The organism is Bdellovibrio sp. 22V, from assembly GCF_030169785.1.
Lineage (GTDB): Bacteria > Bdellovibrionota > Bdellovibrionia > Bdellovibrionales > Bdellovibrionaceae > Bdellovibrio.
In genome coordinates, this window is the sequence record NZ_CP125854.1 from 3453653 (window position 1) to 3477789 (window position 24137).

The following is a 24137-nucleotide window of genomic DNA, read 5'->3' on the forward strand; positions in this document are numbered from 1 at the left end:
TGAGCGATTTATTTTTTAAGAAAAAACGGGGGATTTTATGAAATCAGTTTTGTTAGCGGTTTTTGTAGCGGTCTCTGCTTTGTTTGTTTCGATAGAGTCTTTGGCCCAAGCCGAAGCGTTTAAAGGGTTCGTTGCAGTTTCTGCACAGCGAGAGCTTTTTGTAGATTATGTTCCGGCAGAAAAAGGACAACCCACAGTTGTTCTTGTGAATGGCCTTACTTACAGCACTCGCCAGTGGAATAATTTTGTCGATGCTTTGACAAATAAAGGTGTGGGCGTTCTTCGTTACGATCCATTTGGACAAGGACAAACGCTTTTAAAGTATGCGCCGATTGTGGCTCCGATTCCTTATAAGGATCAGGTGCAGGATCTTAAGGCGCTTTTGGAAAAAATGAAATTAAAAGGTCCATTTAATATTGTTGGACTGTCTTATGGTGGCGGTATTGCCGCAGGCTTTACCGCTGCTTATCCAAACCTTGTGAAGAACCTTGTTATGATGGCGCCTTTCACGCGTCCCCTGGATGGACAGGACACATGGATCAAATCACAAATCTGGGCCACTCGTCAGATTTTTCCGTTTAACAAAATGACGGACGATGAATTGTACGATTACTATCTTCACCAAATTATCTATGCGACATACCCGCAAGCAGAGCCCGTCGTTTTGGAGAACCCTTTCAAACTCGAAGCGACTTTCCGTTTGGTGCAAGGTATTCGCAAATTCCGTCCAGTTGATGTGACTGCGGCGATTCCCGCAAAATCATTGCACTTGATGATTGCTCGTCAAGATCAGTACATCAATACAAGCGTTCTTGATGAATACTGGGATGCAGTTCCTGCGGATTCTCGTGCGAGCCGTCTTTATATCAATGGTTCTGAGCACAAGATGGTTGAGGCTGTCCCTAATTTCACGGCGGCGTGGGTTTATGAAATCGTCAGCGGAAATAAAAAACTTTTCGCAGGCCGTGATTTCGAAGGTTACCCTTTCCGCGGTGAAGTTCGCACTGGAGACGAAAGCATTCAAGTGGGTCGCGAATGATCAACGTCGAGATCAAAGAAGGCCTTGCTCCCGAAAACATTTTCTTCATTCATGGAAATCTAGCGTCCAACCGCTGGTGGTATCCATCGGAAGAGATTTGGAAAAATTCGGCGAAGAATAAAAATTATTCCGGCGCTTTGATCTATGCCGAGTTTCGCGGTTGCGGAAAAAGTGTTTTGCCCAAAGATGCCGGCGAAGTCGATCTGCACCTCTTTGCTGAAGACTTTATCGCTGTGATTAAAAAGTTAAACCGCGGGCCGGTACATCTGGTAGGTCACTCCACCGGGGGTTTAATTGCAGCCCTCATGTTGGCCAAAGAACCAGATCTATTTAAGAAAGCGGTGTTGCTGGATCCGGTCGGTGCGACGGGAGTGACGTTTGATCGCTCCATGATTTCTGCTTTTGAGCAGATGAAAACAGACCGTCAGCTAACGGCGGCTGTGATCGGTTCCACGATTCATAATAATAACTCTGAATCGGAGTTCTTTCAGAACGTCATCGTTGAAGATGCTTTTTATGGAGTGAAATCAGTAGGGCATTGGGTGCTTGAAGCCCTTGATGGGCTTGATGTTCGCGATGAATTGAAGAAAGTTTCCCATGAAGTTTTGGTGTTGCATGGAGAACACGATCTGCTTCTTTCACGCACTGAGTCCGAAGCTTTGGCGGGGCTTTTTTCGCGAGGAAAATTTCAGATTATTCCCGATCAGGGGCATTGCCCGAATGTTGAGTCGCCAGAAAAGTTTGTGAACATCACTCGGAGTTTCCTTTTCTAGACTTCCGCAACAATTTTGCGCCGCAGTAAAGTATCTCCGCGGGCCCGGCTTAAATGGTTGCCGTGCCTACGGTTTTCCGGTACTTATCGAACATACATTACAATATTGTGACAAAACTACTTTGCGTCTCCTTGGGAGTGTCGGCCTATGTCTGAAGTTAGAGATGAGTATAATCGTTCTGGTTTGCTTGCGTTTGCTTTTTCAATGGCATTCGTTTTTGCATTCTTCTTCTACCTCGTTGTAGTGAATAAGGGCGTTGATCTCGCTGAAAACGTTATTGATCCAAATGCTCCTGCAGCAGAAGGCGCAGCTCCCGTATTTGATATCGCTCAAGTGAAAGAGCCATGGGTTTCTACTCCTGAAATGGTTGCTTACGGTAAAAAGTTCTTCGCTACAAACTGCGCGATGTGCCACGGTAACGAAGGTAAAGGTGACGGCGCTGCTGGTGCGGCTTTGAATCCGAAACCACGCAACTTGGTTGAAGGTAAATGGACTCAAGGTGAAGGCTTGATCAATCACTTCAAAGTTTTGCAAAACGGTATCAAGGGTACGTCTATGGCGGCTTACTCTCATTTCAAGCCAGCGGACCGTTGGGCTGTTCTTCATTTTATTGAATCGATCACTGAAAATAAATCTAAAGACGATCCTGCTAAAGTTGCTGAGTTTGCAAAAACAGCACAATAATTAGGGATTTATAAATGCTAACAAGAACGCTTGTTTTGAAAACAAAAACAATGGGAACGGCTCTCTCTTTTGCCGTTCTCGTTTCGTTTTCAGCCAACGTTCAAGCTTATGACGGCAAGCCAGCACCGATGGTGGCGAGCGAACAACCCAAAGAACTCGAAGGCATTGGTATCGACGAGAAATTGGGTGGCAAAGTTGATTTCACTCTTAAAGTTAAAGACGACAACGGACAGGAAGTGACGTTGGGTTCTTTCTTCGACGGAAAGCACCCGGTTATTATTTCGCCCGTTTATTTTTCTTGTCCGGGCCTTTGCAACTTCCATCTCAATGGTCTTACAGATGCATTGAAGTTGATGGAAAAAGACTGGACTGTGGGAAAGAAATATAAAGTTCTTTCCGTGAGTTTTGATTCGAAAGAGACTCCCGATCTGGCGGCGAAGAAAAAAGAGACTTACATGAAGCTCTATGAACGCCCGGGTGCTGAAACTGGTTGGCACTTTCTCACGGCGGATGAGTCCGCTGTTCAGGCGATCACGCAGTCTCTTGGTTTTAAGTTTAAGTGGGACGAAGCTTCTAAAGAGTGGGCGCACGCCTCTGCGGCAGTGATCATCACTCCTGACGGCACGATCTCACGTTATTTGCCTGGGATTATGTTTAATCCGCAGGATATCAAGCTGGCTTTGAATGAAGCGACCGAAGGTAAAATCGGAAACTTCGTCGACAACTTGGTTTTGTATTGTTTTAAGTATGACCCACATCAGAGCAAGTACACTTTGGCTGCTTTCAATCTTATGAAAGTAGGCGGAGCGGTGATGGTTCTGGTGATGGTTTTATGGTTATTGCCGGTTTACATTCGTTCACGCAGATCGAATAAGTCGGCGGGGAGATAAAGGTACATGATGTGGTTTAATATTGCGAAGGCCCAATCCTTCATGCCATCGCAGGGAACCGAGATTGCAAAGCAGGTGGACAATCTGTACGGTTTCTTGTTGATTACAAGTTTTATTGCCTGCGTGCTTGTCATCGGCGGGATGCTTTACTTTGCTTGGAAGTACAAGCGTAAATCTCCAAACGATAAAACGGCTTATATCTCTCACAACACGTTCTTGGAGTTCTTGTGGTCATTCATTCCACTTGTGATCTTCCTTGGTGTGTTTGCCTGGGGTTGGTTCATTTACCATGACATGAGAACAATGCCTAAGAACGCTCTTGAGATTAACGTTCTTGGTAAGCAATGGGCTTGGGAAATCGAATACAAAAACGGTTACAAGACTGTGAATGAAGTTGTTGTTCCTATTAATGAGGACGTAAAACTTCTTCTTTCTTCCAGCGACGTGATCCACTCTTTCTACGTACCTTCCTTCCGTATCAAACAAGACGCGGTTCCAGGCCGTTATACAGCTTTGTGGTTCCGTGCCGAGAAGTTGGGTGAATTCCACATCTTCTGTACAGAGTACTGCGGAACTTCTCACTCTGGCATGATCGGTAAGTTGAAGGTTGTTTCTCGTGAAGACTTCGACAAATACCTAGAGCAAGGACAAGAAGAAAGAAATCTTCCATTGGCGAAAAAGGGTGAAAAACTTTTCGCGGTGAAAGCTTGTGCTTCTTGCCACTCTGTAGACTCTCCGGCGGTTAAAGTAGGTCCTTCTCTCTTTAAGTTGTTCGGTAAAGAAGAAGTTATGGATGATGGAGCAAAAATTCTCGCTGATGAAAACTATCTTCGCGAATCCATCCTCGAGCCAAATAAACATGTCGTTAAAAATTTCCCTAAAGGCGTAATGCCAACTTTCCAAGGGCAATTGAACGAAAATGAACTTAATGCGCTCATCGAGTACATTAAGGAAATGAAATAAGGAGACTCGCTATGGCAGCAACACACGCTCACGGCGACAACTACATTAATCACGAAAAAGGCCTCTGGTCTTGGTTAACGACTGTAGACCACAAACGTATCGGTCTTATGTACATGATCACGGTTATGTTCTTCTTCCTCGTTGGGGGTATCATGGCCCTCTTGCTACGTTTGGAGCTTTTTGCGCCAAATGCGGCGGCGAACGTTGGCGGAGTTCTTAAAAACGGAGACGTTTACAACCAAGTTCTTACTTATCACGGCGCGATCATGGTTTTCATGGTTATCGTTCCTGGTATTCCGGCGATCTTGGGTAACTTCTTCTTGCCTCTTCATATCGGGGCGAAAGACGTGGCTTTCCCGAAGATCAACTTGGCAAGCTGGTACTGCTTTATGGCAGGTGCGGCTCTCGCGATTTTGACTTTCTTCTTTAAGAAAATCGACACAGGTTGGACGTTCTATACTCCTTACTCAATCAAAACCGGCACTGCGACAGTGATGATGGTTTTGGGTGCGTTCATTATGGGTATGTCCTCTGTATTGACAGGTTTGAACTTCATCGTGACTGTTCACAAATTGAGAGCTCCTGGCATGACAATGCACAGAATGCCTTTGTTTGTATGGGCACTTTACTCAACAGCGATCTTGCAATTGTTGGCGACACCAGTTCTTGGTATCACTTTGTTGCTTCTTGCGGCTGAGAAATTGTTCGGGGTTGGTATCTTCGATCCGGCTCTTGGCGGTGACCCGGTATTGTTCCAACACTTCTTCTGGTTCTACTCGCATCCAGCGGTTTACATCATGATCATCCCAGCGATGGGTGTTGTGTCTGAATTGATCACAACGTTCTCTCGCAAAGTGATCTTCGGTTATACGGCGATTGCATACTCTTCTTTGGGTATCGCGGCGGTGTCCTTCTTCGTTTGGGGTCACCACATGTTCGTATCTGGTCAGTCTGAAACAGCAGGTATCTTGTTCTCGTTCATCACGATGCTTGTCGGTGTTCCAACGGCGATCAAGATGTTCAACTGGGTAGCAACTATGTACAAAGGTTCTATCTCTTTTGATTCTCCAATGCTTTTCGCTTTGGGCTTCTTGTTCTTGTTCGCTATCGGTGGTGTGACAGGAATCATGCTTGCGACTCTTCCAATCGACGTTCACTTCCACGATACTTACTTCGTGGTGGCGCACTTCCACTACGTGATGGTGGGTGGTACTTTGATGGCGTTGATGGGTGGTTTCTACTACTGGTTCCCAAAAATGTTCGGAAAGATGTTCAACGAAAACGTAGCTCGCTTGTCTTTCGTATTCATCTTCATCGGCTTCAACGTGACATTCTTCCCTCAATTCATCTTGGGTGCGATGGGCATGCCACGTCGTTATTTCGATTACATTCCGGCTTATGAGCAATTGAACAAGATCTCCACTGTAGGCTCTTGGTTGATCCTCACTGGTTTCTTGTTGGGCCTTTGGGCGATTGTTCAAGGTTTAAGAAAAGGCGAAAAAGCGCCAATGAATCCTTGGAATTCAAAAACTTTGGAGTGGCAGACTCCGTCTCCTCCTCCACATGACAACTTCAACGTAGAACCAATCGTAACTGCGGGGCCTTATGAGTACAGATAATTCACACGGCGCAATTCGTTCTGCTCACGTGTCTCATCACTTTAAGAATGCGACACAAGAGTATGATAGCGGTAAGCAAGGTATTTGGTTGTTCATGGTCACTGAGATCCTCATGTTCGGAGCGATCTTGGTGGGCTACGCGATCTTCCATCATCTTTATCCTGAGATGTTTGAAGAAGGCGCGAAGTCTCTTGATTGGAGAATGGGTTTCATCAATACGCTGGTGTTGATCTTCTCTTCTTTCACAATGGCGATTTCGATCTCTTTCGTGCAAAGAAATGAAACGAAGAAAGCGGCCATGGCGTTGGCGACAACGGTTCTTTGCGGCGCGATCTTTATGGTGATCAAGTACTTCGAATACAGCCACAAATTCCACTTGGGTCTTTATCCAGGTCGTTTCTTGGATGTTGCGAAGGTAGGTGCTGAGCACGCGAACCTTGGTATGTACTTCGGTTTCTATTACGCGATGACGGGTCTTCACGGTATCCACGTTTTGGTGGGTATGGGCTTGATCACTTGGTTGTTGATCAGAACGATCCGTGGCGATTTCCATGCTCAATACTGGTTGCCAGTTGAGGGTGTTGGTATCTTCTGGCACATCGTCGACTTGATCTGGATCTTCTTGTTCCCTCTTCTCTATTTGGTGGGGTAATAAAATGGCGAGCAATAATTCTCAAAACGATTTGAATACACTTCATCCGCACATCACACCTATGTCCACTTATCTTAAAGTGGCGGGTGCTTTGTTCGGTTTGACTTTCTTGACAGTAATCGCGCATCAGTTCCATGTACAAATGGGAGCTTTTGCTGGACCGGTTGCTTTCTTGATCGCTGCGATTAAAGCGGCGTTCGTTATTTTGTACTTCATGCACTTGAAGGACGACACAAACATGAACCGTGTTATTTTCGGTACAGGTTTCTTCTTCCTTCTTGTTCTTTTCATCTTCAGCGTTGCGGATATTGCAACTCGCGTGACTGAAGTTAGCCCTTTATAAGATCGTGTTAAAAACATACGCGGATCTTACTAAGTTTGGCATAGTCGTGTTTTCGGTCCTCACGGGCTTAGCCGGCTATGCCACTGGTTTCCAGATCGAACAGGCTTTCGACTGGAAGATCTTCCTTGAAACTCTTCTCGGTATTTACTTTCTTAGCTCCGGCTCTTTGGCTTTGAATCAAGTTCAAGAGTGGAAGCTCGATCAAAAAATGCCTCGTACATCCAAGCGTCCGATTGCTGCTGGTAAAATTAAACCGGCTGCCGCAGGAATTTTGGCTGTGAGTTTCATTGTCGTAGGTTTGCAGCTTCTTTTCACTTTGCAACCTGTGGCGGGTTGGGTTGGTTTGGTTTGTATTTTCCTCTACAACGTGGCGTACACGATGTACTGGAAACGTCGTTGGGTTTTCGCGGCGGTACCCGGCGCGATTCCGGGGGCGCTGCCCGTAACGATTGGTTATGCGGTTGCGAATCCTGATATCTTCAACTCGGAATCTTTGTATTTATTTTTGATTATGTTCTTGTGGCAAATGCCGCATTTCTGGGTTTTGGCGATTCGTTTTAAAGAAGACTACGCCAAAGGAGGCATTCCGACTTTGCCCGTGGCTTTGGGCATGGAACGCACACTCTTCCAAATCGGCCTGTACACTTTCGTTTACGTCGGTGTTGCATTAGCCGCGCCGATGTTCGTGCATGCGAGCTGGTTGTTCGTGCTTCTCACGTTCCCATTCTGTTTCAAACTTCTTCAAGAGTTCTATCGTTACTACAAATCCAACGGCACTGAACGTTGGTTTGCCTTCTTCATGTGGCTCAACGTTTCGATGCTGGTTTTCCTAGTGATTCCAGTTATCGACAAATGGAACTTCTTATTTATTCATTCGAACTAGATCGAATGAATAAGGCCCATCTTAAATTTTGGTGTAGAAAATGAACCAAAGCTTGCTAAAGGCGAGGAAGCGCTCTGGCGAGAGCGCTATTTACCTTTGAATTCTTCCGGGGTGTCGATTTGTTTGAATGGGTGAGCTTTTTGGAAGCTTTCCAGTTTTTGGCAGTTCTCAAAGATCTTTGTTAAGGTTGGATACTTCGATGTGTCGACTTTGAATCTTTGGCAAGTCACCATTTGCGGAATCAAAAACAGATCGGCCATCGTGATCGTGTCGCCGAAAGAATACTTGCCTGAAAACTCCTGCAAAGTCGTTTCAAGTGTTTCAAGTCCTTGGGGCAGCCAGTGTTGCGCCCACTCTTCTTTTTGTTCTTGAGTGTAGCCGTGCTTTGTTTCCAAGTATTTCAGGGTTTTTAGATTGCACATGGGGTGCATGAAGGAGTTGATGACTTCACAGACCTGGCGAATGCGCGCTTTCAGGTAAGCATCTTTGGGTAGAAGAGCGGGTTCAGGAGCAACCTCATCAAGATACTCCATGATCGCAAAAGATTCTGGGATCGCTTTTCCATTGTGAATCAATGTGGGAACACCGCCCAGAGGATTGATCTTTAAATATTCAGGAGAGCGCTGTTCGCTTTTTAATAAGTTAATGGGCTTGTACTCGAAAGCCAGGCCTTTCACATGCATTGCAAGGCGTACGCGGTAAGAGGTGGAACTTCGAAAATAGTTGTAAAGTACTATTGAGGACATATACTGACTCCTATTGACAGTGATTTCATTCTTGTTTTTTTCGTCAGTCAAAGGACTTTTCGATGCCGAATAGATTTATCTTTTCGCTGCGTTTTTCCACAAAAGTTTTTTTAAAACTCGGAATTTTAGCTTTGGCCATGATTGTGTTCATGAGCCTTTTCCGCCTTAACCTGTATTTTCTATCTGTTTTTCATGCCACACCCGATGCGGATGTTGTTGAAATAGCGCACTCATTTTTGGCGGGTTTCCGCTTTGATCTTTTGATCTTCGGATTCCTTTTTATTCCGCTTTACTTTGTTTTAATGATTCAGGCGTTCACAGAGAGTTGGCCAAAAACTCTTTTTGTTTTTTACAAAGGCTACTTCATTGTTGTGTGGTTCTTGATTTGTGTTTTGAACTTTGTCGACTTCTTTCATTTCTCACGTTACGGCGTGCGTATGCGTTTTCAAGACTATATTGGGTGGAATTTGGATACACTGGTGGAGCAGGCGAAACTCTTGCAGCCAAACCAGGTATGGATCTTCAGCATCATCACAGTTCTTCTTTTCAGCCTCGGGTATACACTAACAAAGAGCCTGAAGTTTGGAGAATGGAAGGATGAATACTCGCCGCAAAAAGGGTCGAAGTTGGAAGTTGCTCTGCGCGTTCTGCTTCCTCTGATCGTGATTATTTTGGCCGCTCGCGGAACCGTGGAGCCGCATCATTTGGCTTTGGAGCACAGCGAAGTGTCGAATACGAAGGCTATAAACGAAATGGCCTTAAATGCTGTGTGGTGTTTTGATAAATAGAACGACTTGTGGGACTATTTTGACGGCCTTTTTTGGCTCGGGAGGAATTTCATGAAAAAACTAGCTCTAGCACTTATCGCTTCTGTGGGAATGATGTCTTCAGTCGCGTTGGCAGATATTGATTACGGTCTCGAAGTAGGTATTCGTTCTCAGTCCGGAGACGTTGACGGAGCTGGATTCTCTACCTCTTCTCAAATGGGATTTCAATTCGGTGCAACGGCCCATTTTCCTATCAGTGGTCCATGGCACGTAAGAACAGGCATGCTTTATACACAAAGACCTCTTGTGGTTGAGACGGATGCCACTGGTGACGAAAATAAAATCACAATGAACTATCTCGATATCCCTGTTGCATTGATGTACAAGTTCGAAGAATACGCAGGTGTGTTTGCCGGAATTTCTTTGGGTATGAATCTTGATAAATCTTGCGATGCCACAGGCTGCTCTGTGAGGGATGTAAAATCTCCGCTGACTCCGCTTCTTATCGGTGCTGCATTTAAGTTTGCTCCGAATTTGGGTGTGTCTTTGTATTATGAAAATGCAAGCGGTGATGCTGCGGAAGGTTTGAAAGACTACCGTGCTGTCGGCGCTAACTTGATGATCACTTTTGACTAAGGATTTTTCGTGAAACTGGGTTCTTTAAAATCTGCTCAATCTCTTGATGGTGAACTATGTGTTGTCAGCCGCGATTTAAAAACGGCGGTGAAGGCAACACATATCGCTCCCAGCTTGCGTGAAGCTCTTGAGAAATGGTCAGAGAAAGAAGCTTCGCTGCAAAAGATTTACAGCGATCTGAACGAGGGAAAGGCAGCCAATGCTTTTCCTGTTCAAGAAGAGAATTTCCATTCAGCATTGCCACGCACGTGGTTGTTTGCCGACGGCTCTGCTTTTATTTATCATATCAAACTTGTGCGTATGGCGCGTAAAGCTCCGCTTCCAGAGACACTGGAAACTGTTCCTTTGATGTATCAAGGAGAGTGTGGTCAGTTCTTGGCTCCGACGGAAGATATTCCGCAAAGAGATTTCGCTCACGGGACCGACTTTGAAGGTGAAGTGGGTGTTGTTACCGATTTCGTTCCGATGGGTGTGACACCTGAACAAGCTTTGAAACATATCAAACTTTTTGTGATGATTAACGACGTTTCTTTGCGCGGGCTTATTCCTGAAGAGCTGGCGCAAGGTTTTGGTTTCTTCCAAAGTAAGCCGGCTTCAGCCTTGGGACCTTTCACGGTGACAGCCGATGAGTTCGGCGACGCATGGAAAGAGGGCCGAGTTCATTTGCCATTGCACGTGAAGTACAATGGTCAGTTCTTTGGAAAAGCAAATGCAGGAGCTATGCACTTTCACTTCGGTCAGCTTATCGCGCACGCAGCGAAAACACGCAACCTAGCGGCAGGCTCTGTGATCGGCAGTGGAACTGTTTCAAACGATAACCACGAAAATGGTTCAAGCTGTTTAGCAGAAAAAAGAATGATCGAGCAAATTGAAACGGGTTCGATCAAGACGCCATTTATGAAATCAGGCGACACCGTTGAGATGCAGATGTTGGATCAAAAAGGGCAAAGTATTTTTGGTCGAATCTTTCAAAAGGTGAAGGCTGTTTAGCCTTCACCCCTTTTCTTCTTTAGAGAGCTTGGATCACTCCGCAAGCAATACGAGCGCCGGCATTTCCCGCTGGCTGAGATTTTAAATCATCTTTATCTTTGTGAATGATTACAGCTTTACCGATGATGCTGTCAGCACCGGGCTTCATCGTCATTCCTTGAACAACGAGAGCTGTGTTAGCTTTGCCTTTGTTGTCGGCCATAAGATTGCCAAAATCGCCCACGTGGCGCTTGTCTGAGGTCAAAGAACCATGGTTGCTTGCATGGGGATTGAAGTGCCCGCCTGCAGAGGTAAAGTCACTCGCAGAGCAATCTCCTGTTTCATGAATGTGAAAGCCGTGAGGTCCTGGTTTAAGGCCTTCAACCATTGTCTCGACCTTCATTCGGCCGTCTTCTTCAGTAAAATGAATAATACCTTTTACTTTTGCAGCGGATGCAGATTTTAACACGGCTTGCGCGCGAGTCGGCGCTTGTGCTGTTGTTGCAGTAGGTTCTGATGTACCGCCTGCCGTCTTGTTCTCTGTGCCACGCTGAAATTGAGCACAAGCTGAAAGTGAAAGAACGGCGAAACCGGCGATGATTTTATTCTTCATGCATATCTCCTTGATGAGTATCGACATGAAAAATATCTTACTCCTCTCAGAGATGATGTCATTACCGATTCGCAAGATAAGTCAGAATACCGACTAAAATAATTGTTAGCAGATAAAAATAAATGACGACACGGCCCAATCTGATTTTTGAAGCCAGGAGGGCTCTCGTAGCTAAAGTTGTCATAAGAACCTCCTACATTGTTAATTATCCCACAAAGGTAAAAGGCCTCTCCAATAGATATTATCTAATGAACCCATAGATAAAAGCTTTGGGTCGTTATGCATTGACAGCTCAACGAAGGGCCTAGGAAGCTTAAAAGATGCAAGGAGTATTCGATGTTTGGCTTCCTCTGGTCCGCTCTTGTCGCTGTGTCATTTGCTCAGGAAAAAATTCAAGTTACGAACGTTACACCACAAGGATATGTGTCTTCTGTCGAACAGGTTCGCGTTGAATTTTCTCATCCGATGGTGAAGTTCGGCGACATTAAACTCGATTCTCCTGTAAAAAGTGATTGTTTCAAAAATGGCCAAGGGAGATGGATAGATACTCGCAACTGGGTTTACGACTTCAATGAACCTTTGCGCGGCGGGTATGCATGTTCTCTGTCAGCACTGGGACAAAAATTTCAGTTTAATACGGGCGGTCCCCACGTTCTAAGTACATTTCCTCCGACATATAAAGCTATTGATCCGCAACAATATTTCGTATTGATGCTGGATGCTCCGGTTAAAAAAGAGTCTATAGAGAAAGGCGCGTATTTTGTAGTAGAGGGATTGGGAGACCGTCTACCTGCCCAGCTTGTTGATGGATCTGAAGCCGCGAAGATAAAAGCGGCTGCAGAATCTGAATACAAATACGACAAGGAAAGTTTCAAAGGTGATTTCGTTGTCGTGAAGTCGACTCGGGCTTTTCCTCCAGGCGGACGTTTAAGCCTTGTTTGGTCAAAACAAATTCAGTCTGTTTCAGGAAGCTCGTCTCCCGAAGACGTCAATTTCGAGTTTAAAGTTGAGGAACCTTTTAAGGCGGAGTTCTCCTGTGATCGCGAGGCCCCGGGTAAGCCTTGTGTGCCGATCTTAGGAATGCGTTTGACTTTCACGGCCCCGGTTAAAATCAGTGAAGCGAAAAAAATCTATCTTGAAGGTCCGGATAAGAAAAAGATATTTGCAAATCTCACGGAAGAAGCCACGCAAGAGACAGCGAACTACCTTGAGTTTAAAGGTCCTTTTGCAAAGAATACTTCCTACAAGCTTGTGATCCCGACTGATTTGAAAGATGAAGAGAATCGATCTCTCGCGAATAAGGCGCAGTTTCCTTTGACGGTGAAAACAGGTGAAGATCCGTCCCTTCTAAAATTCACAGGAACTTTCGGAGTCATTGAGGCGGGGCCGGAAGCCGCCTTGGCCGTGACGTTGCGAAGAGTGGAAAAAAGTCTTCAGACAAGATTTTCGGGCTGGACAGGGCAATGGACGGCTGCGGACTTTAAAAAAATTGTGAGTGCTCTCAATCAGATTCAGAAAGATCCAACAAGTGAAGAGCGTCTTGCTTTATGGAAGAATACACCTTTTGAGAAAATTCAGGTGCAAAAACCTTTAAAGGCTTCGGATACGGAAGTTGTTGGTATTCCTCTTAAGAAGACGGGATTCTACGCCGTCGAGATGGAAAGTTCCCTCCTGGGACAAAGTCTTTTGAATAAGAAGGCGCCATTTTATGTAAGAACCGCGGCTCTAGTGACGAAGATGGCGGTTCACATTAAACACAACGGAAATGAAGCTTGGGTTTGGGTTACAGAACTTAAAAATTCGCAAGCCGTCTCTGGCGCCAACGTCAAAATTTATGACCTGAACGGAGATTTTGTTGCTCAGGCCACGACAGATAGTAAGGGTCTTGCTTACATTCAATTTAAAAATCCGGTTTCGAAATGGCCTCGCAACGAAAACAGTTTTTATTATGACGGATTTTACGCTGTCGCGGAAAAGGCCGGAGATTTTAGTTTCACCCACACATCCTGGGACAGTGGAATTGAATCTTGGCGTTATCAGCTGGGTGGCTATGATGAGGGCTCGCCTTTAATCGGTCATGCGGTTGTCGATAGAACCTTACTAAGACCGGGCGAAACACTTTCAGCAAAAATCGTTCTTCGTAAAACCGCCGCTCGAGGGCTTGAGATGCCTTCAGCTAGTGAGTGGCCGACAACTCTGATTGTGAATCACGATTCAGGCCTGCAATCGTTTAAACTTCCTTTGAAATGGGATCAGAAAAAAGGGTTTGCTCTTGTGCAATGGCATATTCCTGTCGGTGCGAAACTGGGCCGTTGGAGTCTGACAATAGAGAAGAAGAATCCCGCGCTTTCTCTGAATGTGGGTGAGGTTTCCGTCGAAAGTTTCCGTGTTCCGTTAATTCAAGTGAGAATGGATGCGACGAAGCCCGTGTTTGTTCAGGAGAAGAATGTTGGAATTCAAATCTCGGGAGTTTACTTTGCAGGCGGTCCAGCTTCTGAACTTCCAATGAAAATGAGTTGGAGTGTCGAACCCGATTTCTTTTTAGCCCAGGACGAGGATCTGCGTGATTTTTCGTTTGCGAATGGCGTTGTTAAAGAGGGGCTGTTTAGATCGGGAGAAGATGAAACCGCCCGACACATTCCTCAAAGCGGCGCTGAGAATATTAAATTAAGCAATCAAGGCCAAGCGGTCGTGGAAATCAAAGGATTAAAATATGGGTCAGGACCCCAGCGCTTGCGCACGGACGTAGAGTATAAAGATCCTAATGGCGAAATTCAAAATGCCGTTCGATCTTTTTCTCTGTGGCCAGCGAATGTCGTGCTGGGAATTAAATCCAAGTCATGGTGGGCGACAGCGGATCTCGTCGAATTCGAAGTCGTCGCTTTGGATTTAATGCAAAGACCTTTGGTTAAACAAAAGGTGCAAGTCGATCTTTATACAAGTCGCTATTACACACATAGAAAACGTCTTGTTGGTGGATTTTACGCTTACGAAGACTTTCAAGAATATCGCAAGATCGGGGAGCTGTGTAAGGGGGAAACCAATGACAAAGGTTTATTCAGCTGTGCGGGAAAATCGAAAGTGTCGGGCTCCGTTATTGCCGTTGTCACAACAAAAGATAAGGACGGTCGCGAGAGTGCTGCGAACGTAACTCAGTGGATCTTGCGCACGGGTGAAACGCAGTGGTTTGGCTCTGACGATCACGATCGTGCCGACTTAGTACCTTTCAAGAAATCTTATGAGCCCGGTGAAACTGCCGAGTTTCAACTACGCACGCCGTTCCCACAGGCCAAAGTTCTTGTGACGGTAGAACGAGAAGGCGTTCTTTCTACAGAGATCGTTGACGTTAAAGGAGACCGCCCTATCATCCGTGTTCCTATCAAGAAAGAATATGCCCCGAATGTTGTGGTTTCCGCATTCGCAATTCGCGGTCGACTGAATGATCCTAAACCGACGGCGTTGGTGGATTTAGGAAAGCCCGCCTTCAAACTTGGTATGACAAATATCAAGGTAGGCCGCAAAGAGAATACTTTGAAAGTGTCTGTTCAAACCGACAGGAAAAAGTATAAAGCGCGTGAAAAAGCGACCGTGACTGTTAAAGTTCAAGATGCGCAAGGAAAGCCAGCGGCTCAAAGTGATGTGGCTTTAATCGCCGTCGACGAAGGACTGTTAGAGCTTCGAGATAATAGTTCATGGAATCTTTTAGATGCAATGATGAAGCCGCGCGCCCACCTTGTGCAAATGGCGACAGCGCAAACTCTTGTCGTGGGTAAACGCCATTTCGGTTTGAAAGCCGTGCCTATCGGCGGTGATGGTGGTGGTGCTCTTCGCCGTGAATTATTCGATACGCTTCTTTATTGGAACCCGTCCGTCAAACTCAACGCTCAAGGAGAAGCCAAAGTCGAAATAAAACTAAATGACTCTACGACGAGCTTCCGTATTGTGGCTGTAGCTATTCAAGGTAAAGACCAATTTGGCACGGGATGGACGTCGATTCAAAGTTCCCAAGATATTATGATCCTCCCGGGACTTGCAGGAGTTGCAAGAACCGGCGATGAATTCTTAGCAGGATTTACCATCCGGAATGCCTCTGAACAGACTCAGAGCTTGGACGTTTCTTTGCAAGTTCACCCTCTGACGGAAAAGTTTTCGTCGCAAAAAATGACTTTGAAACCGCAAGAAACAAAAGAGGTTTTCTGGAAGATCAAAGTTCCTGAATCCGTGAAAACCCTTGACTACGTGCTGACCGCGAAAAATGCGCAGGGGAAAGCGGTTGATGAAATCAAAAAATCTCAAGCAGTTCTGCCTTTGCGTTCTGCAACGATTTATCAAAGTCAGTGGGGAGCATGGCCGGAGTTTAATAAACTTTCTTTGCAGCAGCCAGCGGGCGCGGAACGAGGTCAAAGTTCTATCCTCGTCGAAGTGCAAGAAGGTTTAGGTGGAAGCCTTCTCGGTTTAAAGGATTTCTGGGAAAACTATTCATACACTTGCTTAGAACAGCAAGTTTCACGGGCCGTTTCTTTGAATGATAAAAAGTTGTGGAAAAAGATCGAAGAAAAACTCGATGTCTATGTCGGAAGCGACGGGCTTTTGCAGTTTTTCCCGGCCAATACGCAAAAAGGAAATCTCAATCTCACGGCCTATATTCTAAATATTGCGCATGAGGCAGGTTTTGCATTCAGTGAAGAGAATGAAAGCAGGCTTTTAGACACGTTAACCGCTTATGCCGAAGGGCGTTTGAAAGAAGATGTCGAGTTCTCTCGAGCTGATGAGGTTCTAAAAAAAGTGACAGTTTTTGAAACGCTTTCTCGGTATCGCCGTTTTAACGTGGACTGGCTTTCGACGGTAGAGTTTCAAGGAAATCAATGGCCGCTTTACACTCTTGTTGAGTGGTATCAAATTCATCAGTGGGAAAAAAGCATTCCCGAGCGCGAAAAGAAATTGGCGGATATCGAAAAGATTTTACGCAATCGGTTTTATTTCTCCGCGAAAAAGTTGCAGCTTCGCGAAGAAGATCGTGAGGCAATGCCATGGTTGATGCGAGATTCAGAGGGCGCACTTTTACGTTTGATCTTGGCTTCAATGAACTCACCAAGTTGGAAAACAGATGTACCTCGTCTTTATCAAGGAGCCCTTGACCGTCAGAAGAACGGCGCTTGGATGCTAACTTCAGACAATGCCTGGGGCCGCCTCGCAATGAGAAAAATCAACGAAGCCTATAGCAGCGGGAAAGTTCAAGGAACATTCAGCGCTCAACTGGATAATGAAAAAGGTTCTTACACTTGGAGCAAAGGGCCTTCGGGAAGTTTCGAGCTTCCTTGGAAGGAGGAAAAAGCCAATTTAGTTTTGCAACAAGAAGGTTCTGGCAAACCATGGATCACAGTTTCTGCGAAGGCCGCGATTCCCGTGACTCAACCGGTGTTTGCGGGCTTTACAGTAACAAAAACGGTTTCTCCCGTAACACAAAAGAAAAAAGGTGTTTGGAGTGTCGGCGACATCGCGAAAGTGACTTTGCGAGTCCAGGCTAAAGCCCCTCAATCTTGGGTTGTCGTCGAAGATCCCATTCCGGTGGGTGCTCGCGTGACGGAAAGTTCTTGGGCGACTGCGATTGAGCGTAAAGAAGAAATGGTTCGCTTCTATTACTCTTGGTTTGATGCTTCGTCGGAAGTGATTGAATACACGATTCGCTTTAACCAAGCGGGAACGTATCGCATGCCAAAAACTCATGTGGAAGCGATGTACAGTCCGGATCTTTATGCGGATTTACCAGAAGGCGTTTGGAAGGTTGAAGAGTGAGAAAGAAGCGTCTGATCTACGGCTTGTTAGGTTTTAGCTTGTGCTGTGCAAGTGCAGCGGTTCTTCTTTGGCCGCCGCCAGAAACTCCGTCGTATGATCAAGTTAGAAATACGTATAAAAGCTCCGAACTTTATGTTTTGGATCGCAACGGTAAACTGCTCCATCAACAGCGCCATAATCAAAACGGACGCTCTTTTGCTTGGGTTGGTTTACAAGACGTTTCGCCGGCGCTGCAGAAGGCGGTACTTAAATCTGAAGACGCTCGCTTTTTTGAACATAGTGGGGTGGATGCCGGAGCGTTAGGAGCTTCTCTTTATCAGCGATTGTTTAAAAACTCTCCGCGTGGCGGCAGTACAATCAGCATGCAGCTGACAAAACTTCTCGCCAAGAATCGCAATGTCTATGAAGGATATCTTGGCAAAGCTCGGCAGATAGCTCATGCACTTCTTCTGGAAAGAAGCTGGAGCAAAAAGCAAATCCTTGAAGCCTATATCAACTTAATTCCTTTTCGTGGAGAGTTTAAAGGCATCAGCAGTATCTCGTGGGCGCTGTTTGATAAAATGCCTTCGGGACTTACGAAGACTGAGTCGACCTTGTTAGCCGTTCTTATTCGCGCACCCAATGCGAAAAGTGCGGAGTGGTCTAAACGTGCCTGTCGGCAAGAACCGGAACTTTGTACGCTTTTTGCCAAAGATGTCGAGATTCTTTCTTTGCGAGGTTTTACGCCCACTCATCAGGAGGCTCTGCATTTGGCGCAAAGGCTGTCGCGAACTCATAGCAGCGGCTTTCTTGCGTCGACCGTCGATAAAGATTTGCAGTTATTTATACAGCAAACGGTGCGCGCACAAATTCGTAAGATCGCCGAACAGAATGTGCGAGATGCCGCCGTTCTGGTTGTCGAAAATAAAACGGGAGAAGTGTGGGCTTATGTAGGCGGTTCTGGAGAAAATCCAGAAGCGTTCTATGTCGATGGCATTCAGGCTCTTCGCCAGGCCGGATCCACGCTGAAACCCTTTTTGTACGCCACAGCTTTTGAAAATAATATTTTGCATGCAAACTCGTGGATCGAAGACTCAGCGGTCGATATTGTTTTTGACAGAGGAGTTTACAAACCCTTGAATCATGATCGGCAGTTTTATGGATGGGTGCCTGTAAAAACCGCGTTGGGATCTTCTTTAAATGTTCCCGCCGTGAAAGTTTTTAAACTTCTTAATGATGATTCTTTTTGGACGAAATTATCCAATCTCCATTTCCGCAAGCTTCAGGAGCCGGAACACTATGGGCCCGCTTTGGCTTTGGGTGTCGCCGATGTGACATTAGAAGATTTAACGAATGCTTATCGGACACTCGCGAATAACGGTTTCTATTCTGAAATTTCGTTTGAGAAAAAACCGGCAAAAGTGGAGCTGGGACGGGCGGTGTTCACTTCGCCAGCGGTGCAAGAAGTACGAAAGATTTTATCAGAGAATCAAAACAGAGCTTTGGGCTTTGGTTTGGAATCTTCATTGGCTCTGGCGGGAACAGCGGTAAAGACCGGAACGAGTAAAGATATGCGTGATAATTGGTGTATCGGATTCAATGATCGTTTCACTGTGGGTGTTTGGGTCGGAAATTTTTCTGGTGAGCCGATGTGGAATGTTATGGGAATCTCGGGAGCAGCACCTATATGGCGAAATGTCATGATGTGGCTTCAGGAAAAATACCCTAGCGAAGTCAAGTCGTCGCTGGCTCAAGCTGAATCACCGCCAATAGAGAATCCACAGAAGTATCCACAGGCGCGAATTCTTTATCCGCAAGATGGAATGATTTTGGCGCTCGACCCTGCGATTCCGGCGGTAAATCAAAAAATGCCTTTGATTGCGGAATCTCTTTCAGGAAGAAAAACTTTTTGGAAAATAAATGGCGGAAAATTGATCTCGGCTTCGTCATCCTACCTGTGGACTCCGGCGACCGGGAAACACACCTTTGAGCTCTACGAAAATTCAGAACTCAAAGGTCGTGTGCAGGTGCTAGTAAAATAACTTAGATATCGTAGTGAAATACAACGGGCATCTGTAAATCAGGATGCAGGCTGAGTTTTACGGGACAGTTTAAAGCGATAGTCTCAAGTTTTTTGCGGTAGTCATGCGGCACGCTTTGCGGCAGATGAAGTGCCACTGTGAGTTTCACAATACGACGTGGATTCACGCCCATTTCTTTTTCCACGTTCACACGAGAACCTTTTAGCTCAATGCCATCTTTATCGGCAGCAATCGCCATAACCGTCAGCATACAGCTTCCAGTCGCTGCACCGACAAGATCCGTCGGAGAGAACGCTTCGCCTTTACCGTTATTATCTTTTGGAGCATCCGTACTGATGTGGGCGTTTGATGGACCGTGCGTGATTTCGCAGTGTTTTTCGCCTTGATATAAGGCCGTCATTTTTACCATGTTAGAACTCCTCAAAGCTCCAACATGGACTCAAAATTCAGAACCGTCAATCCTAGGAGGACATTTCCTCGATGATTTTACGGAGGCGCATTTCCGACGATTTAGACATATCAGCGTAGATTTTTCTTAGGTGAGTCGAACGAACGGGATCGTTTTTAGAAGCCTTCATTTCTCGACCAAACTTAAGTGCGGCACAAACGCTTTCGATCACCAGTTTTCGTTTGGAGTCCTTGGTAATGAAATCAAAAGCGCCCAGAGAAAGAGCTTCTAGCGCGCGAGAGTGATCGCCATGCGCCGTTAACACAACAAAAGGAGTCATCTGTCCCAAAGAGCGAACGTAAGCTAAAAACTTAAGACCGTTCATTTGTGGCATTTCGATATCAGACAGAATGGTATCGAACTCTTGGGCTTTTACGTATTGCAGAGCTGCCGCACCGTTTTCGGCTTCCACGATTTCATCGACAAATTCTTTTAAGAAATGTTTGAGAAGCTCACGAATATCAGAGTCGTCTTCTACGATTAACAGACGGCTTTTTTCTTCTGAAGGCATTCTTCACTCCTATAAAGAATAACGATTAATAACACTCATCAAAGTTTCTTTTTTAAACGGTTTGGCGATATGGTCGTCACAACCCGCTTTCAAAGACTTCTGCCGATCTTCCGAAAGAGCATGGGCCGTTAAAGCAATGATTGGAATGTGATCTTTGTGAGCATCATGTTCCCACTTGCGGATCGCATCCGTCGCGGCATACCCATCCATTTCCGGCATTTGCACGTCCATAAAGACGATATCAAACTTGTCTGACTTTATCTTATCAATAGCTTCAAGTCCATTCTGAGCTTCAATAATTTCGTAAGGTCCGTTTTTGAGATAATGCGTAAAAAGCGTGCGGTTGTCTTCCGTATCGTCGGCGATCAGGATGCGGATCTTTTTATGAGGGTCGCGTTGTTTCGGTTTTGCGAAATCCAACTCCGACCCCTGCAGAGCCAATGGCTTGTGCGTAACAGGGTTGTAGATTTGCTCTCTATAAGGAATGGTAAAGAAGAAAGTCGTGCCAATGCCTTCGCGGCTTTTGAACCAGATTTGTCCGCCCATAAGTTCCACTAAGCTTTTGGAAATGGCGAGGCCGAGCCCTGTGCCGCCGTAGCGACGAGTGATGGAGCTATCGGCTTGCGAAAACTTTTGGAAAATCAAATGCTGCTTCGAAGTGGGAATTCCCGCTCCGGAATCCGTGACGCTGATCATAAGAGTGTCTTTTTTCGACGGATTTTTGCCGATCAAGACGCGAACAAACCCACCGTTCGTGAACTTAATCGAGTTTCCAATGAGATTTATCAGAACCTGCCGTAACTTATTTGGGTCCCCCATAAGATAAGGAGAAATACCCGGGCTTATTTCAATTGAAAACTCCAATCCTTTTTCCAAGGATCTTGGCTTCATGATATCTGTGACGTCATCCATCAAAGACTTGAGATCGAAAGGAATATTTTCGATCGAAACTTCCCCGGCCTCGATTTTGGAAAGATCAAGAATATCGTTGATAAGAGCCATCAAAACTTCACCCGCTTTACAGAAGATATTCACGTAATATTCCTGATCTTTATCGAGTTTTGTTTCTTTTAATAAATCCGCCATACCCATGATCGCATTCATGGGGGTGCGAATTTCATGGCTCATGCGCGCTAAAAATTCGGACTTAGCTTGTGAAGACTTCAAAGCTTCATTCTTCGCTGCAATTAATGACTGCTCCGTTCGTCGTAGTTCTGTGATGTCTTGGTTTGTGCCATACATGAATAACGGATTGCCATAATCGTCGTATTCCGTTCGAGCCTGGCAGCGCACCCAAATGACTTCGTTGGGCTCTCTCTTTCGCATGCGCAAGTCGATATTGAAAGGTTTGATATTTTTGTGAGCATCTTGCAGAGCTTGATCAAAAATCGGTAAGTCTTCAGGCAAAATCATCGAGCGGAAAAGTTCAAAGTTAGGAACTGTTTTTTCAGGATCCAATCCGAAAATATGGAACTCTTCTTCGGACCAATGCACTTTTCCGTTTCGGAGGTCCCAGCGGAAAGAGCCCGTTCTGGAAATAGATTGAGATTCTTTAAGAATCTCTTCATTCAGTTTGAGTTCCTTTTCAATTTCTTTCTTCCAGCGAATATCGCGGCCCACAAAGACTAATATGGGTTGATGGTCGATAGGAGTCGGGATTTGCGCCCACGAAAGTTCAAGAGGAATTCTTTCCCCAGAAACTTTTTTAAGAACGCCTTCGATGGAAATTGCGGTTTGCTTTTCATCCATACGCACGGGGGCGCGAAGGACCTTTGCGAAGTCGGCCTCGATCCACATTTGTAAATCTGTGCTTTTTAATGCTGAGCTGGCGATTCCCACCATTTCTGCAGCAGCCGGATTAAGGCCGCGAATTTGCAGGTGAGTTTTTCCTTCAGAATTGACATGCGCTTCAACGATAAAAAATGCTTCGTGCAAAGAGTGAATCGCGTTCTCTAAGAAATCTTTGGAGACTTTCAACTTAAGGTATTCGACGGCGATATCGTTGTACTTTTCATAGAGTTCATTAAGTTCGTCTTTGGTGTCTTCGACGGGAAGCCTTGTCGAGAAATCAAATTCGCGAAGTCTTTGCATGCCCAGAGACAATGCCGTCGTCTGCGCCCGAAAGCGGCGATAAAGATAGAATGCGGCGCCTAATGCGAGCGTCGTCAAAAGAACTGCTCCGAAAAGGACATAAGGAATCGACGTAAAAAGAGGACCATAGACCTCTTGAGTGTTCATCTTGGCGATAAGAATCCACTCGGTATTTCCGATAAGCGTGAATCTGCCGACCGATTTAAGAGTTTTTACTCCCAGATAATCATTGTCAGTTTCTTCTAAAGAGGGTGCCGACAAATATTTTTTAAGATCTCGTGGTAACAGTGTCAGGTTTAAAGCCGTGCCGCGATTTTTTAAAATCAATGGCAGACTTCCCTGCTGTGGGGAATGACGGCGAAAAACTTCTGTGAACTTTTCTGGGTCTTCCAAATAAAGACGCGCGTTGTTTCGCATGATTCCTTGAGTCCCAAAGGCGACCACTTCACCGGTGTTTTTTAAACCAAGACCGGCCCAATTTTTTCCATTGCTTAAAATGTTCTCCACTCTTTCAAGGGGAATTTCGAAAAGCAATGTTCCAACATAACGGTTTCGGGCAAAAAGGGGAGTCGCCAGGTAGGCCACGGGAATACTCCAAAAATGCGTCAATGGAGCAAAGTCGAAAAACTGCACCGATCCACTGGAGGCTGTTGTGGACCAGCGAAACGCTTGCGCAAGCCGAGAATTAGCGAAAGCCCCCGAGACAAGATTAGAGCCAAAATCCAATCCCTTTTTTGTGGAATAAGCGACGTTCCCCTGCGGATCGACAAGAAGAATATCATTCAACTTCAGTCTTTCGAGCGAAGGACGTAAAAGACGGTGAATTTCAGTGTGGCTTTTAAAGTAGCGTAAGTTTCCGGGAACTTTACTAAGCTGCGTGATATCTTGAGGACTTTTATTCTGCAAGTGGGCGCTTTGTAAAAACTGAGCTTGCAGGAATATGGACAGAGGCGACATCTGCGCTATGGTACGAGAGATTTCACCAGGACTTGTTTCATTGTAAGTTTGCGATATTAACGAGCGCCAGGCGCTTTCATTTCCGTGAGTGCGCAACCACTCTCGAATTTCCGCGTACTCTGCGGGGTATTTGCCAAGAAAGGCCGTGAGGCTTGGAAGTTCTGAAGTAACGACGAGGGTGTCGTTGAGGTATTGAAAATCTCTGGTGAGTTCGTGCGCTTTAGCTTTGCGCACTTGAATGAGTGTATCGCTGGCACTTTGTTTGAGAGTGGAAGCGGTAATTCTATAACCGATCGAACCTGCAATAATGACAGAGCTTAAAACGAGGACCGCGGTAAAAAGAAAAAACCTTTTCCGATGGGTCATAACTCCTACATGGAGACGTAATGAATCTCAACATTGAGAAAATGAATTCTCATTTTTTTGACAAGGTCTTTCAGTGGTCCACTTTCATTGTTCTTTGCAGATTTTTCCATTTGCGCAGCAAGTTCGCTAAGCTCAGCGAATCCATATCCCGCCGCCGCCCCTTTGATCTTATGTGCAAGAGCTGCGACCGCAGGGAGGTCGTTTTGCTCCACAAGTTGATCCAAAGACTCGATGTCCTTCTTTCTGTTCTCGACAAATTGAGGAATCAGATCTTGTAGATCGGCATCGATTTCTACCTTCACTTTTGACATTTCCATGTCCTCCTTATGCTTGAAAACCTGAGGGCTTTTCAAACCAATTTATCTGAGTT

At 45.6% G+C, this 24137-nt stretch carries 21 protein-coding genes; 14 read left to right on the forward strand and 7 right to left on the reverse strand.

Annotated elements, in window-relative coordinates:
• Positions 1-37 precede the first annotated feature (37 nt).
• The 9 genes from QJS83_RS16690 to QJS83_RS16730 all read left to right on the forward strand — a co-directional run bounded on the left by QJS83_RS16690 (position 38) and on the right by QJS83_RS16730 (position 7846).
• Positions 38-1039 carry an alpha/beta fold hydrolase gene (locus QJS83_RS16690; RefSeq protein WP_284606563.1) on the forward strand — a complete coding sequence of 334 codons (1002 nt, stop codon included), beginning with the start codon at positions 38-40 and terminating at the stop codon, positions 1037-1039.
• A complete protein-coding gene (locus QJS83_RS16695; protein ID WP_284606565.1) occupies positions 1036-1812 on the forward strand; it encodes an alpha/beta fold hydrolase in 777 nt (258 codons plus the stop codon). The genes QJS83_RS16690 and QJS83_RS16695 overlap by 4 nt, the downstream gene beginning before the upstream one ends.
• Before the next feature lie 147 nt (positions 1813-1959).
• On the forward strand, positions 1960-2496 hold the full coding sequence (locus QJS83_RS16700) for a c-type cytochrome (protein ID WP_284606566.1): 537 nt from the start codon (positions 1960-1962) through the stop codon (positions 2494-2496).
• 14 nt (positions 2497-2510) lie between these two features.
• Positions 2511-3386, forward strand: a complete 876-nt coding sequence (locus QJS83_RS16705) for an SCO family protein (RefSeq protein WP_284606569.1) — start codon at positions 2511-2513, stop codon at positions 3384-3386.
• A 6-nt stretch (positions 3387-3392) separates the two neighbouring features.
• Positions 3393-4349, forward strand: coding sequence for a cytochrome c oxidase subunit II (coxB, locus tag QJS83_RS16710; protein ID WP_284606571.1), 957 nt, complete (start codon positions 3393-3395; stop codon positions 4347-4349).
• An 11-nt stretch (positions 4350-4360) separates the two neighbouring features.
• Positions 4361-5968 carry a cytochrome c oxidase subunit I gene (ctaD, locus tag QJS83_RS16715; RefSeq protein WP_284606573.1) on the forward strand — a complete coding sequence of 536 codons (1608 nt, stop codon included), beginning with the start codon at positions 4361-4363 and terminating at the stop codon, positions 5966-5968.
• The gene (locus QJS83_RS16720; protein ID WP_284606575.1) at positions 5955-6620 is read left to right on the forward strand and encodes a cytochrome c oxidase subunit 3 family protein; all 666 of its coding nucleotides are present in this window, start codon (positions 5955-5957) and stop codon (positions 6618-6620) included. Before ctaD ends, QJS83_RS16720 begins: the two co-directional genes overlap by 14 nt.
• 4 nt (positions 6621-6624) lie before the next feature.
• The gene (locus tag QJS83_RS16725) at positions 6625-6963 is read left to right on the forward strand and encodes a cytochrome C oxidase subunit IV family protein (RefSeq protein ID WP_284606577.1); all 339 of its coding nucleotides are present in this window, start codon (positions 6625-6627) and stop codon (positions 6961-6963) included.
• A gap of 4 nt (positions 6964-6967) precedes the next feature.
• On the forward strand, positions 6968-7846 hold the full coding sequence (locus QJS83_RS16730) for a protoheme IX farnesyltransferase (RefSeq protein ID WP_284606578.1): 879 nt from the start codon (positions 6968-6970) through the stop codon (positions 7844-7846).
• Between the two features lie 86 nt (positions 7847-7932).
• Here the strand turns inward: QJS83_RS16730 and maiA are convergent, their stop codons facing one another.
• On the reverse strand, positions 7933-8592 hold the full coding sequence (gene maiA, locus QJS83_RS16735; RefSeq protein ID WP_284606580.1) for a maleylacetoacetate isomerase: 660 nt from the start codon (positions 8590-8592) through the stop codon (positions 7933-7935).
• Between the two features lie 62 nt (positions 8593-8654).
• On the opposite strand from maiA, the gene QJS83_RS16740 reads away from it, so the two are divergent.
• The 3 genes from QJS83_RS16740 to QJS83_RS16750 are packed head-to-tail and all read left to right on the forward strand — an operon-like array spanning position 8655 to position 10985.
• A complete protein-coding gene (locus QJS83_RS16740; RefSeq protein WP_284606582.1) occupies positions 8655-9380 on the forward strand; it encodes an LTA synthase family protein in 726 nt (241 codons plus the stop codon).
• A 51-nt stretch (positions 9381-9431) separates the two neighbouring features.
• Positions 9432-9995: a porin family protein gene (locus QJS83_RS16745; protein ID WP_284606584.1), complete on the forward strand. Its 564-nt coding sequence runs from the start codon at positions 9432-9434 to the stop codon at positions 9993-9995.
• 9 nt (positions 9996-10004) lie between these two features.
• Positions 10005-10985 carry a fumarylacetoacetate hydrolase family protein gene (locus QJS83_RS16750; RefSeq protein WP_284606585.1) on the forward strand — a complete coding sequence of 327 codons (981 nt, stop codon included), beginning with the start codon at positions 10005-10007 and terminating at the stop codon, positions 10983-10985.
• Positions 10986-11004: 19 nt separating this feature from the next.
• On the opposite strand, the gene QJS83_RS16755 is transcribed toward QJS83_RS16750, so the two are convergent.
• Together QJS83_RS16755 and QJS83_RS16760 are read right to left on the reverse strand one after the other, a co-directional pair.
• Positions 11005-11577, reverse strand: coding sequence for a superoxide dismutase family protein (locus QJS83_RS16755; RefSeq protein WP_284606587.1), 573 nt, complete (start codon positions 11575-11577; stop codon positions 11005-11007).
• A 61-nt stretch (positions 11578-11638) separates the two neighbouring features.
• On the reverse strand, positions 11639-11761 hold the full coding sequence (locus tag QJS83_RS16760; protein WP_284606589.1) for a hypothetical protein: 123 nt from the start codon (positions 11759-11761) through the stop codon (positions 11639-11641).
• Between the two features lie 152 nt (positions 11762-11913).
• Between QJS83_RS16760 and QJS83_RS16765 the strand changes: the two genes are divergently transcribed.
• Together QJS83_RS16765 and pbpC are read left to right on the forward strand one after the other, a co-directional pair.
• Positions 11914-17373, forward strand: coding sequence for an alpha-2-macroglobulin family protein (locus QJS83_RS16765; protein WP_284606590.1), 5460 nt, complete (start codon positions 11914-11916; stop codon positions 17371-17373).
• The gene (pbpC, locus tag QJS83_RS16770) at positions 17370-19394 is read left to right on the forward strand and encodes a penicillin-binding protein 1C (RefSeq protein WP_284606591.1); all 2025 of its coding nucleotides are present in this window, start codon (positions 17370-17372) and stop codon (positions 19392-19394) included. The genes QJS83_RS16765 and pbpC overlap by 4 nt, the downstream gene beginning before the upstream one ends.
• A gap of 1 nt (position 19395) precedes the next feature.
• Here the strand turns inward: pbpC and QJS83_RS16775 are convergent, their stop codons facing one another.
• Genes QJS83_RS16775 through QJS83_RS16790 form a run of 4 tightly spaced genes read right to left on the reverse strand, consistent with a single transcriptional unit; the run spans position 19396 to position 24078 of the window.
• Positions 19396-19803 (reverse strand): OsmC family protein, encoded by a 408-nt coding sequence (locus tag QJS83_RS16775; protein WP_284606593.1) that lies wholly within the window; start codon positions 19801-19803, stop codon positions 19396-19398.
• Between the two features lie 52 nt (positions 19804-19855).
• Complete coding sequence (locus tag QJS83_RS16780; RefSeq protein ID WP_284606594.1) at positions 19856-20353, reverse strand: response regulator; 498 nt, start codon at positions 20351-20353, stop codon at positions 19856-19858.
• Positions 20354-20362: 9 nt separating this feature from the next.
• Positions 20363-23767, reverse strand: a complete 3405-nt coding sequence (locus tag QJS83_RS16785; RefSeq protein WP_284606595.1) for an ATP-binding protein — start codon at positions 23765-23767, stop codon at positions 20363-20365.
• Between the two features lie 5 nt (positions 23768-23772).
• Positions 23773-24078, reverse strand: coding sequence for an Hpt domain-containing protein (locus QJS83_RS16790; protein ID WP_284606596.1), 306 nt, complete (start codon positions 24076-24078; stop codon positions 23773-23775).
• Positions 24079-24137: the final 59 nt, after the last annotated feature.

Coding starts and splice junctions, on each gene's coding strand:
- QJS83_RS16775 (WP_284606593.1), bottom strand. CDS start 19,803: ATGGTAAAAATGACGGCCTTATATCAAGGCGAAAAACACTGCGAAATC.
- QJS83_RS16785 (WP_284606595.1), bottom strand. CDS start 23,767: ATGACCCATCGGAAAAGGTTTTTTCTTTTTACCGCGGTCCTCGTTTTA.
- QJS83_RS16765 (WP_284606590.1), top strand. CDS start 11,914: ATGTTTGGCTTCCTCTGGTCCGCTCTTGTCGCTGTGTCATTTGCTCAG.
- QJS83_RS16740 (WP_284606582.1), top strand. CDS start 8,655: ATGCCGAATAGATTTATCTTTTCGCTGCGTTTTTCCACAAAAGTTTTT.
- QJS83_RS16760 (WP_284606589.1), bottom strand. CDS start 11,761: ATGACAACTTTAGCTACGAGAGCCCTCCTGGCTTCAAAAATCAGATTG.
- QJS83_RS16690 (WP_284606563.1), top strand. CDS start 38: ATGAAATCAGTTTTGTTAGCGGTTTTTGTAGCGGTCTCTGCTTTGTTT.
- QJS83_RS16720 (WP_284606575.1), top strand. CDS start 5,955: ATGAGTACAGATAATTCACACGGCGCAATTCGTTCTGCTCACGTGTCT.
- QJS83_RS16745 (WP_284606584.1), top strand. CDS start 9,432: ATGAAAAAACTAGCTCTAGCACTTATCGCTTCTGTGGGAATGATGTCT.
- QJS83_RS16755 (WP_284606587.1), bottom strand. CDS start 11,577: ATGAAGAATAAAATCATCGCCGGTTTCGCCGTTCTTTCACTTTCAGCT.
- QJS83_RS16695 (WP_284606565.1), top strand. CDS start 1,036: ATGATCAACGTCGAGATCAAAGAAGGCCTTGCTCCCGAAAACATTTTC.
- ctaD (WP_284606573.1), top strand. CDS start 4,361: ATGGCAGCAACACACGCTCACGGCGACAACTACATTAATCACGAAAAA.
- coxB (WP_284606571.1), top strand. CDS start 3,393: ATGATGTGGTTTAATATTGCGAAGGCCCAATCCTTCATGCCATCGCAG.
- maiA (WP_284606580.1), bottom strand. CDS start 8,592: ATGTCCTCAATAGTACTTTACAACTATTTTCGAAGTTCCACCTCTTAC.
- QJS83_RS16780 (WP_284606594.1), bottom strand. CDS start 20,353: ATGCCTTCAGAAGAAAAAAGCCGTCTGTTAATCGTAGAAGACGACTCT.
- QJS83_RS16725 (WP_284606577.1), top strand. CDS start 6,625: ATGGCGAGCAATAATTCTCAAAACGATTTGAATACACTTCATCCGCAC.
- QJS83_RS16705 (WP_284606569.1), top strand. CDS start 2,511: ATGCTAACAAGAACGCTTGTTTTGAAAACAAAAACAATGGGAACGGCT.
- QJS83_RS16700 (WP_284606566.1), top strand. CDS start 1,960: ATGTCTGAAGTTAGAGATGAGTATAATCGTTCTGGTTTGCTTGCGTTT.
- QJS83_RS16790 (WP_284606596.1), bottom strand. CDS start 24,078: ATGTCAAAAGTGAAGGTAGAAATCGATGCCGATCTACAAGATCTGATT.